This window comes from Bordetella pseudohinzii (assembly GCF_000657795.2).
GTDB classification, from domain to species: domain Bacteria; phylum Pseudomonadota; class Gammaproteobacteria; order Burkholderiales; family Burkholderiaceae_B; genus Bordetella; species Bordetella pseudohinzii.
Genome location: NZ_JHEP02000018.1, coordinates 15,898 through 28,461 on the forward strand (window position 1 = coordinate 15,898; position 12,564 = coordinate 28,461).

General features: G+C 67.4%; 14 protein-coding genes. 12 read left to right on the plus strand and 2 right to left on the minus strand.

Annotated features, from left to right (window positions below; genetic code table 11):
* Positions 1–132: 132 nt before the first annotated feature.
* Both L540_RS18860 and sodC read left to right on the plus strand, forming a co-directional pair.
* Positions 133–1,101 (plus strand): Bug family tripartite tricarboxylate transporter substrate binding protein, encoded by a 969-nt coding sequence (locus tag L540_RS18860; protein WP_043214620.1) that lies wholly within the window; start codon positions 133–135, stop codon positions 1,099–1,101.
* 116 nt (positions 1,102–1,217) lie between these two features.
* Positions 1,218–1,742, plus strand: a complete 525-nt coding sequence (gene sodC, locus L540_RS18865; protein ID WP_043214622.1) for a superoxide dismutase family protein — start codon at positions 1,218–1,220, stop codon at positions 1,740–1,742.
* Between the two features lie 37 nt (positions 1,743–1,779).
* Here sodC and L540_RS18870 read toward each other — a convergent pair whose 3' ends face one another.
* A complete protein-coding gene (locus L540_RS18870) occupies positions 1,780–2,739 on the minus strand; it encodes an aldo/keto reductase (protein ID WP_043214626.1) in 960 nt (319 codons plus the stop codon).
* Between the two features lie 226 nt (positions 2,740–2,965).
* Here L540_RS18870 and L540_RS18875 point away from each other — a divergent pair, with 226 nt between their 5' ends.
* From L540_RS18875 to L540_RS18900, 6 genes are all read left to right on the plus strand, one after another.
* Positions 2,966–3,934, plus strand: a complete 969-nt coding sequence (locus tag L540_RS18875) for an ABC transporter substrate-binding protein (protein ID WP_043214628.1) — start codon at positions 2,966–2,968, stop codon at positions 3,932–3,934.
* A gap of 92 nt (positions 3,935–4,026) precedes the next feature.
* Complete coding sequence (locus L540_RS18880; protein WP_043214630.1) at positions 4,027–4,917, plus strand: ABC transporter permease; 891 nt, start codon at positions 4,027–4,029, stop codon at positions 4,915–4,917.
* Between the two features lies 1 nt (position 4,918).
* On the plus strand, positions 4,919–5,713 hold the full coding sequence (locus L540_RS18885) for an ABC transporter ATP-binding protein (protein ID WP_043214632.1): 795 nt from the start codon (positions 4,919–4,921) through the stop codon (positions 5,711–5,713).
* Positions 5,714–5,818: 105 nt separating this feature from the next.
* Complete coding sequence (modA, locus tag L540_RS18890) at positions 5,819–6,574, plus strand: molybdate ABC transporter substrate-binding protein (RefSeq protein ID WP_043214635.1); 756 nt, start codon at positions 5,819–5,821, stop codon at positions 6,572–6,574.
* A 10-nt stretch (positions 6,575–6,584) separates the two neighbouring features.
* The gene (gene modB, locus L540_RS18895) at positions 6,585–7,256 is read left to right on the plus strand and encodes a molybdate ABC transporter permease subunit (RefSeq protein WP_043214636.1); all 672 of its coding nucleotides are present in this window, start codon (positions 6,585–6,587) and stop codon (positions 7,254–7,256) included.
* Positions 7,253–7,939, plus strand: coding sequence for an ATP-binding cassette domain-containing protein (locus L540_RS18900; protein ID WP_043214637.1), 687 nt, complete (start codon positions 7,253–7,255; stop codon positions 7,937–7,939). The genes modB and L540_RS18900 overlap by 4 nt, the downstream gene beginning before the upstream one ends.
* Here the strand turns inward: L540_RS18900 and L540_RS18905 are convergent, their stop codons facing one another.
* Positions 7,940–8,743 (minus strand): TOBE domain-containing protein, encoded by an 804-nt coding sequence (locus L540_RS18905; RefSeq protein ID WP_043214640.1) that lies wholly within the window; start codon positions 8,741–8,743, stop codon positions 7,940–7,942.
* A gap of 97 nt (positions 8,744–8,840) precedes the next feature.
* Here L540_RS18905 and L540_RS18910 point away from each other — a divergent pair, with 97 nt between their 5' ends.
* From L540_RS18910 to L540_RS18925, 4 genes are all read left to right on the plus strand, one after another.
* On the plus strand, positions 8,841–9,425 hold the full coding sequence (locus L540_RS18910; protein WP_180961683.1) for a DUF4136 domain-containing protein: 585 nt from the start codon (positions 8,841–8,843) through the stop codon (positions 9,423–9,425).
* A 21-nt stretch (positions 9,426–9,446) separates the two neighbouring features.
* Positions 9,447–10,640 (plus strand): DUF3734 domain-containing protein, encoded by a 1,194-nt coding sequence (locus tag L540_RS18915; RefSeq protein ID WP_043214642.1) that lies wholly within the window; start codon positions 9,447–9,449, stop codon positions 10,638–10,640.
* A 151-nt stretch (positions 10,641–10,791) separates the two neighbouring features.
* Positions 10,792–11,166, plus strand: a complete 375-nt coding sequence (locus tag L540_RS18920; protein ID WP_043214645.1) for a helix-turn-helix domain-containing protein — start codon at positions 10,792–10,794, stop codon at positions 11,164–11,166.
* Positions 11,167–11,354: 188 nt separating this feature from the next.
* The gene (locus L540_RS18925) at positions 11,355–12,563 is read left to right on the plus strand and encodes an efflux RND transporter periplasmic adaptor subunit (RefSeq protein WP_043214647.1); all 1,209 of its coding nucleotides are present in this window, start codon (positions 11,355–11,357) and stop codon (positions 12,561–12,563) included.
* Position 12,564: the final 1 nt, after the last annotated feature.

Sequence of the window (12,564 nt, forward strand, 5' to 3'; positions counted from 1 at the left end):
GAGGTGCAAGAGGCGCAGACCGAGAGTGACCGCAGTTCGTGGTGGAGGACAGTCGCGGCGCCCCTTCCGGGCGCGCGCGGGCATAACAGACGCGGCGAGCGCCGCGAGACACATCCCGAGGAGGAGAACCCCATGAAGCATCGCATCATCGTCGCGGCTTGCGCCGCCCTGGCTGCCCTGGCCGCCCCTGCCGCCCAGGCGCAGTGGCCCGAGCGCCCCGTGACCATCATCGTGCCTTTCCCCGCCGGAGGCGGCACGGACACCTTCGCCCGGCCGCTGGCCCAGCAACTGGGCATGCAGCTGGGCCAGAGCGTGGTCATCGACAACAAGGGCGGCGCCGGCGGCACCGTGGGCGCGGGCGTGGCCGCCAAGGCCAAGCCCGATGGCTATACCTTTTTCATGGGCGGCGCCCACCATGCGCTGGCGCCGTCGCTGTACAAAAGCCTGAACTACAACATCCAGAAGGATTTCGTGCCGGTGGCCCTGCTGGCCCAGCCGCCGCAGGTCATCGTCATCAATAAGCAGAAGCTGCCGGTCAAGACCCTGGGCGAATTCATCGCCTACGCCAAGCAGCATTCCGGTGAAATCAACTTCGGCACCGCGGGCAAGGGCAGCACGCACCACCTGGCCGGCGAGCTGTTCGCGCTGCAAAACGGCATCAAACTGGTGGACGTGCCCTACCAGGGCGCCGGCCCCATGCTGTCGGCGCTCATCGGCGGGCAGGTGGACCTGGCCTTCGATGGCCTGGGCTCCTCGGCCAACCACATCCGCGCCGGCAGCATCGTGCCGCTGGCCGTGGCCTCGGCCCAGCGCTCGCCGGCCTTCCCCGATGTGCCGACCGCCAAGGAAGCCGGCGTGCCCAATTACGAGGTCTCGACCTGGTATGCGCTCTGGGCCCCCGCGGGCACGCCCAAGGAGGCGGTCGACAGGATGACGGCCGAAGTGGTCAAGGCGCTGAATCAGCCCAAGATCAAGGAAATCTGGCTGGCCAACGGTTCGGCGACCCCCAACCTGACCGGCGCGGCGTTCGGCGCCTATGTTGATAGCGAGATCGGCCGCTGGGCCAAGGTGGTCAAGGATTCCGGTGTAACCCTGGATTAGGATTGGCAAGCGAATAGGTCCGGATAAGGAAAGCACATTGCCGCTCGGCTCGGGCCGCAGATACACTGGCCCCAGCCGTCCCGACGGCCTTGTCTTTCCTTCCCGGAGGCTAGCCCATGAAATCCCTTCTGCAATCGACCCTTTGCGCCGCCCTGCTGGCGGCGGCCGGGGGCGCGGCGGCCCAGACCGTCGATATGTTTGTCGATGGCCCCAAGGGGCCGCAGCAAAAAGCGGGCACCATCAAGATCGAGCAGACCAAGTACGGCGCCTTGCTGACTCCGAATCTCGAGGGCCTGCCGCCGGGCATACATGGTTTTCACCTGCACGAGAAACCGTCCTGCGATGCCACCATGGCCGACGGCAAGCAAGTGGCGATGGGCGGCGCGGGCGGCCACTGGGATCCCGACAACACCAAGGCGCATAAAGGGCCCTACGACGACAGCGGGCACAAGGGCGACCTGCCCGCGCTCTACGTGACGGCCGACGGCAAGGCCACCTACCCGGTGCTGGCCCCGCGCCTGAAGGCCAGCGAGTTTCCCGGCCATGCGCTCATGATCCATGCCGGCGGCGACAACCATAGCGACCACCCGCTGCCCCTGGGCGGCGGCGGCGGGCGCATCGTCTGCGGCGTCGTCAAATAGCGGCAGGGCCCTCGGCGGCAAGGCCGGGGGCTGCTTATCATTTTTTCCAGGCGCTGGCCTGGCTCAGACGATCCAGCGCCTCGCGGCCGAGCCGCAGGCGCGCCGCTCCGATGAGTTCGCTTAACTGCTCTTGCGTGGTGGCGCTGGCGATCGGGGCGGTGATGCCTGGCTGGGCGATCTGCCAGGCCAGCGCGACTTCCGCCGGCGTCGCCCCGCTGGCCTCGGCCACTTCGTCCAGGGCCGCCAAGATCCGCTGGCCGCGCTCATCCAGGTATTTCTCGACAATCTTGGCGCCGCGCACGCTCTTGCCGGCGTCCGCGGCCTGCCGGTACTTGCCGGACAGAAAACCGCTGGCCAGCGCGGAATAATTGATCACTCCCAGATCCTGGGCCTGCACCAGGGCCTGCAGTCCGGATTCGAAAGGCTCGCGGGTATAGAGGTTGTATTCGGGCTGCACGCTCTCGAAGCGCGGCAGGCCCAGGCGCTCGCTGGTGATCAGGGCTTCGGACAGGCGGGCCGCGCTGTAGTTCGAGGCGCCGATGGCGCGCACCTTGCCGGCCTGGATCAGGTCGGCGAAGACCTCCAGCGTGTCGGCCAGCGGGGTGTCGGGATCGTCGCGGTGGGCCTGGTACAGGTCGATGTGGTCGGTCTGCAGGCGCTTGAGCGAGTCTTCGACGGCCTGGCGGATATAGGCTGGCGCCAGGCCCTTGCGGTCGGGCGCCATCTCCATGCCCACCTTGGTGGCCAGCACGATCTGGCCGCGCTTGCCGGTTTTCTTGAGCCATTTGCCGATGAGCGTTTCCGATTCCCCGCCCTGGTGGCCGGGCGCCCAGCGGGAATAGACGTCGGCGGTATCGATGAAATTCAGGCCGGCGTCGACCATGGCGTCGAGCAGCGAAAACGTGCCTGCCTCGTCGACGGTCCAGCCAAAGACATTGCCGCCGAAAACAATGGGGGGAACGGCCAGGCCGGAGCGGCCCAAGGGACGGGTCTGCATGGAGCTTCCTTGGAGGTGAGGGCGCCGAAGCGGTCCAGTATATCGATCCGTTCTTGGCCCGGCCCGGCCTTTCAGGGATATCCCGCGCCCCGGCCCGCGCCACAATCCCGGGGCCGCACGTTAGACTACGGGGTTTCCTGGTCCGGCAAACAGGGTCAGAAGCCCGTGGCGCGGGGCCGGGAGCAACCGCAATCAAACAAATCAATCTGGTGGAAGGAGCATTCCTATGCTGATCGGGAAAAAACATTTTCTGACCGTGGGAGCGCTGGCGCTGGCCATGGCGGCTGGCGCTGCGGCGGCGCAGCAAAAGTCGGTGGCGGTGACCGCCATCGTCGAACACCCGGCGCTGGACTCGGTGCGCGACGGCATCAAGGATGCCCTGAAGCAAGCGGGCTTTGACGCGGGCAAGAATCTCAAGTGGCAATACCAGAGCGCCCAGGGCAATACCGGCACGGCCGCGCAGATCGCGCGCAAATTCGTCGGCGACAAGCCCGACGCCATCGTCGCCATCGCCACGCCCTCGGCCCAGGCCGTGGTCGCCGCGACCAAGGACGTGCCGGTGGTGTATTCGGCCGTGACCGATCCCGTGGCCGCGCAGCTGGTGCCCAGCATGGGCCCGTCCGGCACCAATGTGACCGGCGTCTCCGACCTGCTGGTCCTGGACAAGCAGATCGAACTGATCAAGAAGGTCGTGCCCGAGGCCAAGCGGGTGGGCATGGTCTACAACCCCGGCGAAGCCAATTCCGTCGTGGTGGTCAAGCAGCTGCAGGAGCTGCTGCCCAAGGCTGGCATGACCCTGGTCGAGGCCGCCGCGCCGCGCACGGTCGATGTCGCCTCGGCTGCCCGCAGCCTGATCGGCAAGGTGGATGTCATCTACACCAATACCGACAACAACGTGGTCTCGGCCTACGAGGCCCTGGTCAAGGTCGGCAATGACGCCAAGATCCCCCTGGTGGCTTCCGACACCGACAGCGTCAAGCGCGGCGCCATCGCCGCCCTGGGCATCAACTATCGCGACCTGGGCGTGCAGACCGGCAAGATGGTGGTCCGCATCCTGAAGGGCGAGAAGCCCGGCGCCATGCCTTCCGAGACCAGCAGCAAGCTGGAGCTCTATGTCAACCCGGGCGCCGCCGCCAAGCAGGGCGTCACCCTGTCGGACGCGCTCGTGAAATCGGCCGCCCAGGTCATCAAGTAAGCTATGTGCATCGGGCCGCCTCCCAGCGGCGGCCCTGAACCCTCTGTTCAAGCGTCGTTCCGGTTCATAAGACCGGGGCGGCCAAGGTTCTCATGTCCCTCTTCTCATTGCTCGGCGCCCTGGAAATCGGCCTGATCTTCAGCCTGGTTGCGTTGGGTGTATTCATCTCCTTCCGTTTGCTGCGCTTTCCGGACCTCACGGTCGATGGCAGCTTTCCGCTGGGCGGCGCGGTGGCCGCCACCCTGATTTCCTCCGGCGTGGATCCTTTTACGTCGACCCTCGCCGCGACCGCCGCCGGCGCGCTGGCCGGGCTGGTCACCGGCTGGCTGAACGTGCGGCTGCGCATCATGGATCTGCTGGCCAGCATCCTGATGATGATCGCCCTGTATTCGGTCAACCTGCGCATCATGGGCAAGCCCAATGTGCCGCTGATCACCGAGCCCACGGTCTTCACCATCCTGCAGCCCGGCTGGCTGAGCGATTATGTCGCCCGTCCGCTCATCCTCGTGGTGGTGGTGCTGGCCGCCAAATTCCTGCTGGACTGGTATTTCTCGACGCAAAGCGGCCTGGCCATGCGGGCCACGGGCTCCAACGGCCGCATGGCGCGCGCCCAAGGGGTGAACACCGGCGCCATGATCCTGGGCGGCATGGCCTTGTCCAATGCGCTGGTCGGCCTGGCCGGGGCCTTGTTCGCCCAGACCCAGGGCGGCGCCGACATCTCCATGGGCATCGGCACCATCGTGATCGGCCTGGCCGCCGTCATCGTGGGCGAAAGCATCCTGCCTTCGCGCCGCCTCGTGCTGGCCACGCTGGCCGTCATCATCGGCGCCATCGTTTACCGGTTCTTCATCGCGCTGGCGCTCAACAGCGATTTCATCGGCCTGAAGGCCCAGGACCTGAACCTGGTGACCGCCGTGCTGGTGACCATCGCCCTGGTCATTCCCATGCTGAAACGCCGCCTGCTCGGCAAGAAGGGGCGTTGAGATGTTGCGCGCAAAAGATATTTTCATCACTTTCAACGCCGGCACGCCCATCGAGACGCGGGCCCTGCGCGGGCTGTCGCTGGAGATCCCCACGGGGCAGTTCGTGACCGTGATCGGCTCCAATGGCGCGGGCAAGTCCACCTTTCTGAATGCCGTGTCGGGCGATCTGCCCATCGACACGGGCAGCATCCAGATCAATGACGCCGACGTCACGCGCCAGCCGGTCTGGGCTCGCGCGTCCCAGGTGGCGCGGGTCTTCCAGGATCCCATGGCGGGCACTTGCGAAGACCTCACCATCGAGGAAAACATGGCGCTGGCGCAATGCCGCGGCGCGCGGCGCGGGTTCGGCCGCGCGGTCAAGGCGTCCATGCGCGAGCATTTCCGCGAACGGCTGGCCACGCTGGGCCTGGGCCTGGAAAACCGCCTGAGCGACCGCATCGGCCTGTTGTCCGGCGGACAGCGGCAGGCGGTCAGCCTGCTGATGGCGGCCCTGCAGCCCTCGCGCATCCTGTTGCTGGACGAGCATACGGCGGCGCTGGATCCGCGCACGGCCGACTTCGTGCTGCAGCTCACCGCCCGCATCGTGGCCGAGAACCACCTGACCACCATGATGGTGACCCACAGCATGCGCCAGGCCCTGGACGTGGGCGACCGCACGGTCATGCTGCACCAGGGGCAGGTCGTGCTCGATGTGTCCGGCGATGAACGCAAGGGCATGGACGTGCCCGACCTGCTGGCGATGTTCGAGCGGGTCCGGGGCGAAAAGCTCTCCGACGACGCCTTGCTGCTGGGCTGACCGCAGGGGCCGCCGGACCGCGGCCCCTTTTCTTTGACTATCGCTATATACCTCGGTATATTTCGAGGCCAAGGCGCCCTTGCGCCCGCCACCCCGGGGCAGACCATGCACATCCGCACTTCCTTGTTCCTCCCTGTCCTGGCCGCGCTGGGCCTGGGCGCGGCCGCGCAGGCCGCCGACCTCACGGTGTCGGCGGCGTCCAGCCTGACCAACGCCTTCAAGGAGCTGGGCCAGGCCTATGAGGCCAGGCATCCGGGCAGCAAGGTCGCGCTGAATTTCGCCGCCTCGGATGTGCTGTTGCGCCAGATCGAGCAGGGCGCGCCCGCCGATGTGTTTGCCTCGGCCGACCAGCGCGCCATGGACCGCGCCGTGCAAAGCCGGTCCGTGCGTCCCGGCACCCGGGTCGACTTTGCCGCCAATGCCCTGGTGCTGATCGTGCCGGCCGCCGGCGGCGCGGCGGTCAACAGCCTGGCCGACCTCAAGGGCGAGAACATCAAGCGCGTGGCCTATGGCAATCCGGCCTCGGTGCCGGTGGGCCGCTACACCCAGGCGGCGCTGGAGCGGCAGGGGCTGTGGGCCGCCGTTTCGGCCAAGGGCGTGCCGGCCCAGAATGTGCGCCAGAGCCTGGACTACGTGGCGCGCGGCGAGGTCGATGCCGGCTTTGTGTTCGCCACCGATGCGGCCGTGATGCCCGGCAAGGTCAAGGTGGTCGAGACCGTGCCCACGCCGCAGCCCATCACCTATCCCATCGCGCTGACCATGCGCGAGGCCAACCAGGCCGCCGCGCAGGCTTTTATCGACTATGCCCGCTCCGACGAGGGGCAGGCCATTCTGGCGCGCCACGGCTTCAAGAAGCCTTGAGGCCATCATCATGAACGACCCCGTGTGGGTTCCCCTGCTGCTGTCGCTGAAGGTGGCCGGCTGGGCGACCGCCATCAGCGCGCTGACCGGCACGGCCGCGGGCTTCTGGCTGGCGCGCTGGCGCTCGCCGGCGCGCGAGCTGGTCGATTCCCTCTTGACCCTGCCCATGGTCTTGCCGCCCACGGTGCTGGGCTATTACCTGCTGGTGCTGCTGGGACGCCGCGGCGTGCTGGGCGAGGCGCTGGCCGGCTGGGGCATCGCGCTGGTGTTTACCTGGCAGGGGGCGGTGATCGCGGCGGCCGTGGTGGCCTTTCCGCTGGTGCTCAAGGGCGCGCGGACGGCGTTCGAACAGGTCGATCCGCAGCTGGAGGCCGCGGCGCGCGTGCTGGGCCTGCGGGAGTCATCGGTGTTCTTCCGTGTCACGCTGCCGCTGGCCTTGCGCGGCATCATGGCCGGCGTGCTGCTGGCCTTCGCGCGGGCGCTGGGTGAGTTCGGCGCCACGCTGATGGTGGCCGGCAATCTGCCGGGCCGCACGCAGACCTTGTCCATCGCCATCTACGAGGCGGTGCAGGCCGGCGACGACAGCACGGCCAATCTGCTGGTGATCATCACGTCGGTGACCTGCGTGGCGGCGCTTCTGCTGGCCAGCCGGCTGTTGCCGCGCCGCAGGGGGATGGCATGATCGACATTGCCTTGCGCAAGACGCTGCAGGCCGAGGGGCGCCGCTTCGAGATGGATGTGCGGTTGCGCACCGATTCGCAGCGCGTGGTGCTGTTCGGGCCTTCGGGCGCGGGCAAGAGCCTGGCGCTGCGCGCGGTGGCCGGGCTGCTGCGGCCGGATTCGGGCCATATCGCGGTCAATGGGCGGGTCTTCTACGACAGCGCGAGCAAGGTCTTCCTGCCGCCCCGGCAGCGGCGCGTGGCCTATCTGTTCCAGGACTACGCGCTGTTTCCGCACCTGACCGTGGGGCAGAACGTGGCATTCGCCTTGCGCGGCGGCTGGCTCAATCCCCGCCGGCGCGGCATGCCGGCCCAGGCGCGGCGCTGGATCGACGCCTTCGAGCTGGGCCCGGTCGTCAACAGCTATCCCGCGCAGATATCGGGCGGGCAGAAGCAGCGCGCCGCGCTGGCGCGCGCCCTGGCGGCCGAGCCCGGACTCATCCTGCTGGATGAGCCGTTCGCCGCGCTGGATGCGCAATTGCGCGGCAAGATGCGGGTGGAACTGCGCCGCCTGCTCGACGGCCTGTCCGTGCCCATGATGCTCATCACGCACGATCCGGCCGACATCGACGCCCTGGGCGATGCCGTCTTCGAGGTGCGCGATGGCCGTATCGCCGCCCATCCGGGCTTGGCCGTCGCCAGCTGATCAGTCCATGACGCCGAGGATGACGCTGGAGGCGCTGAAGATGGCCTGCACGGGACTGTCCTCGGCCAGCGCCAGTTCGCGGGCGCTGTCGCCCGTGATGACGGCCGCGAGCGTGCCGCCGCCGTCCAGGTCGATCACCACCTCGTCGTTGACGGCGCCGCCGCGCAATTGCGCCACGCGGCCGGGCAGCCGGTTGTCGGCCGACAGGCGCAGGCCGGGGCCCGGCACGCCGACCAGGACCGCGGAAGCCTTGATGAGCGCGATGACCTCGCGCCCCGGCCTCAGGCCCAGCTCGGCCGTGCTGTCGCGGGTGATTGTCGCCCGCAGCACATGGCCGCCGGCGATGGCGATGCGGATTTCATCGTTGACGGCGCCGGGCCGCACGTCTTCCACACGGCCCAGTAAACGGTTGCGCGCGCTGGTCTTGAGCATGAAACGCCTCATGAGGTCGAGATCGCCGGCCAGGCCCTGGCTGGCCAGGTGCTGCATGAAGCGCTGGTGTTCTTCCTGCAGCCGGTTGAACCGGGCGATCAGCGCATGCGCCTGGGCGGTCAGGCGGGTTCCGCCGCCGCCCTTGCCGCCGGCGGCGCGCTCCACCAGGGGAACGCCGGCCAGGTTGTTCATGGTGTCGATGGCGTCCCAGGCGCCTTTGTAGCTCATGCCCACGGCGCGGGCCGCGGCGGTGATGGAGCCGGTCGCGCCGATCTGGGCCAGCAGGGCGATGCGCTGGGCGCCGCCCCAGGTCTGGTCGCCGCTGCGCAGCCAGATGGAGCCATCGAGTTCCAGGTCGGGGGAGGGGGCCATTCGGTCGGGTCCGACAAAAGAGGTGTCAGGGAGTTTATTGCAAGTTGTTCGTATTCAGGGCAAGATCAATCACCCTCAGGTCCGCGCGGAGACGATGATGCAGGCAATACCCAGGATAGTCGGTGTAATGGCGCTGGCGGGCGCGCTCGCGGCTTGCGCGTCCAAGCCGACGGTGCGCAGCGATTACGACCACAAGGTCGATTTCAGCCAGTATCGCAGCTATGGCTTCATGCCTGCCCTGGGGACCGACCGCGCCGGCTATAGCAGCCTGCTGACCGAACGCCTCAAGACCGCCGTGCGCGGCGAGATGCAGCGCCGCGGCTACGTCTACGACGACAAGCAGCCCGACCTGCAGGTCAATTTCAGCGCCAAGCTGGCCGACAAGGTTCAGGTCGTGCCGGCGCCGCCGCCGCCCATGCCGTACTACGCCTACCGCGGCGGCTTCTATGGCGGATGGCCGGGCTATGGCTGGGGCGATGATGTCTATCAATACACCGAGGGCACCCTCAATGTGGACCTCGTGGACCGGCGCCGCAAGCAGCTGGTCTGGGAGGGCGTGGCCACCGGCGAAGTGACCGATCCCAATTGGTCCCAGGACCAGGAGCGCGTCAATGCCGCCGTCGCGCTGATCTTTCAGAAATATCCTTTTCTTGCCGGTGGCGCGGCGCCGGCGGCCAAGTAGAACCGCGGGCGGGACGCAAGCATGGCCAAGCAGGATCCGGCTGGCGCCGGCAAGCGCGCCGCCAACCGGCGCCCATCGGGCGCCTATGACACGGTGGCCTTGGTGTTGCAGGGCGGCGGCGCCCTGGGCGCCTACCAGGCGGGCGTCTACGAAGGCCTGCACGAGGCCGGTATCCGGCCCAACTGGATTTCGGGCATCTCCATCGGCTCCATCAATGCCGCCATCATCGCCGGCTCGCCCGAGGACGAGCGGGTCGAGCGGCTGCGCGGTTTCTGGGAGGCCATCTGCCGCCCCACCGGTTTCGCCAGCCTGCCCTGGGGCGATGTCTGGGGGCCGATGTTCCAGGGCCTGCCTTTCGGCTTCGGCTCGCCCGAGGTCAATGGCCATCTGGCCGCGCTCAACGCGGTCTGGCAGGGGCAGCCGGGTTTTTTCACGCCGCGCTATCCCTCGCCCTATCTGCTGCGCAACGCGGGCCAGGCCTCCACCAGCTTTTATGACACGGCGCCGCTGGCCGAGACCCTGCGGCGCTTCGTCGATTTCGACCTGCTCAACAAGAGCGGGGTGCGCGCCAGCTTCGGCGCGGTCAATGTGCGCAGCGGCAACTTCAATTATTTCGACAGCCGCGACCGCGTCCTGCGCCTGGAGCACGTCATGGCCTCCGGGGCGCTGCCGCCAGGCTTTCCCGCCATCGAGGTGGACGGGCAGTACTACTGGGACGGCGGCATGGTCTCGAACACGCCGCTGGCCAAGGTGCTGTCGGACTCGCCCCTGCGCGACACGCTGGCCTTCCAGGTGGATCTCTGGCCGGCCCGCGGGCCCCTGCCCACCACCATGGACGAGGTGGCCGAAAGGCAGAAGGACATCCAGTATTCCAGCCGCACCCGGATAGTGACGGACAATTTCGCGCGCGTGCTGCGCCTGCGCCGCGGCCTGCAGCGCCTGCTCGAGCGCCTGCCCGAAGACGAGCGCGACAGCCCTGAACTCGCGGATATCCGGGCCGAGGCCTGCACGCCGGCCGTCAACATCGTCAACCTCATCTACGAGGCCAAGCACTACGAACGGCACTCCAAGGACTATGAGTTCAGCACCGAGGCCATGCGCGAGCATTGGCGCAGCGGGCTGAGCGATATTCGCCGCACGCTGGAGCAGCCCGGGGTGCTGGACCGCCCGCCGCCGGAAATCTCCTTCGTGGCGCATGACGTGCACCGGAAGTAGCGGCGGCCGCCTCGCGAACGATAGCCAGATCAGGTAAGTCTGGTTTATGTGCAAGCAAGCCGGAAGGTTACGCAATCCACTGTAGCCTGACGTGCACTTGGGCAAGCTGGTGCGTGGTTCGCACGCTTGCCGTATAACTTCACATACCACTATGACGCAACATTCTCCTGCTCCCGGACTGCCCGCCGATGTCGCAACCCCCCCGCCGGCGGGGTTGCCGGCCGATGCAAACGAGACCTGGCATCTGCTTTACCGCGGCTGGGTGCTGAGTACGCCGCGGGGGGTGCGCATCAGCCTCACGGCGCTGGAGCGCGTGTGTTTCCTGGCCATCGCCGAGCACCCCGGGCGGGAGCTGTCCCGGGATGCGCTGCTCAAGGCGCTGCCCGGGGCCAGTCTGCGCACCCTCAACGTGGCCATCAGCCGCCTGCGCAAAAAGGTCGGCGAAGCGGGCGCGGAGCTGCCTTTGCACACCGTGCACGGCATGGGTTATGTCTTTCTCGGCCATTTGATGGTCCAGCCTTCCTGAGCGCGCCCGACGGCCGTTGTTGCCGCATCACGCCGGCCTGGCCTTCGCTCACTATTTTCGGCAGAAATTGAGGGTTTCCCCTCAAAAAGTACGCTACATTACGTGGGTCCGCGTCCCCCTCTTCATGAACAGAACAACCGCTCGAGGGCGGAAGTGAGGGAGACGTGTTTTCACTCCGTGAGGGATCCATGCGTTTTTCACCTCAGCGTGTCTCGGGTCTTGGCGTTGTTGTCGCCCTTGGCTGGATGTTGGCGGGATGTGGCGAAAAGCCACAAGCAAGCCCGAGCTTGCCGCAGGTTGCCGTTGTGACGGTGCAACCCCAGAAAGCCTCGATCATTTCCGATCTGCCCGGCCGCGTGGACGCGGTGCGCGATGCGCAGATCCGCGCCCGCGTGACGGGCATCGTGCAAAAAATCCTGTTCGAGCAGGGCGGCGACGTCAAAGAAAACCAGGTGCTGTTCAAGATCGACCCTGCCTCCTACCAGGCGTCGTATGACCAGGCGACCGCCCAGCTCAAGCAGGCGCAGGCGGATCTGTACAGCGCCAAGCTGCTCGCCGACCGCTATGCGCCCTTGGTCAAGGCCAATGCCGTGAGCAAGCAGGAGTACGACAACGCCGTGGCCAGCTATCGCCAGGCCGACGCCGCGGTGGCCGCGGCCAAGGCGGCGCAGACCTCGGCAAGCATCAATCTGGGCTATACCGACGTCACCTCGCCGATCACCGGCCGCATCGGCAAGCCGCTGGTCACCGAAGGGGCCCTGGTGGAGGCGTCCTCCGCCACGCAGATGGCCGTGGTGCAGCAACTGGATCCCATCTACGTCGACTTCACGCAGTCCACCTCCGACCTCGCGCGCCTGCGCGAGGCCTTTGCCTCCGGCCAGCTGCAAAAACTGGGGCCGGACGCCGCGCGGGTGTCCATCGTGCTGGAAAACGGTTCGGTCTATCAATCCCCGGGCAAGCTGCTGTTCACCGGCATCACCGTGGATCCTTCGACCGGCAATGTGAACCTGCGCGCCGAGGTGCCCAATCCGGACCAGGTCCTGCTGCCCGGCATGTATGTGCGCGTGCGCCTGGACGAAGGCGTGGACGAGAAGGCCCTGCTGGTGCCCCAGCAAGCCCTGCAGCGCACCGCCGACGGCCTGCAGAGCCTGATGGTGGTCAAGGACGGCAAGGTCCAGCAGGTCGCGGTGCGCACCGGGTCCTCGGTCAACAACCAGTGGATCATCAGCAGCGGCCTGTCGGCCGGCGATGTCGTCGTTGTCGAGGGTTTCCAGAAGATCCGCCCGGGCGCGCCCGTGCAGACCTCGCCCTGGGATCCCAAGGCCAAGGCGGCCGGCCAGCCTGGCGCCAAGCCCGCGGAAGGGCAGGCGCCGGCCAAGCAGGAATCCAAATCCTAAG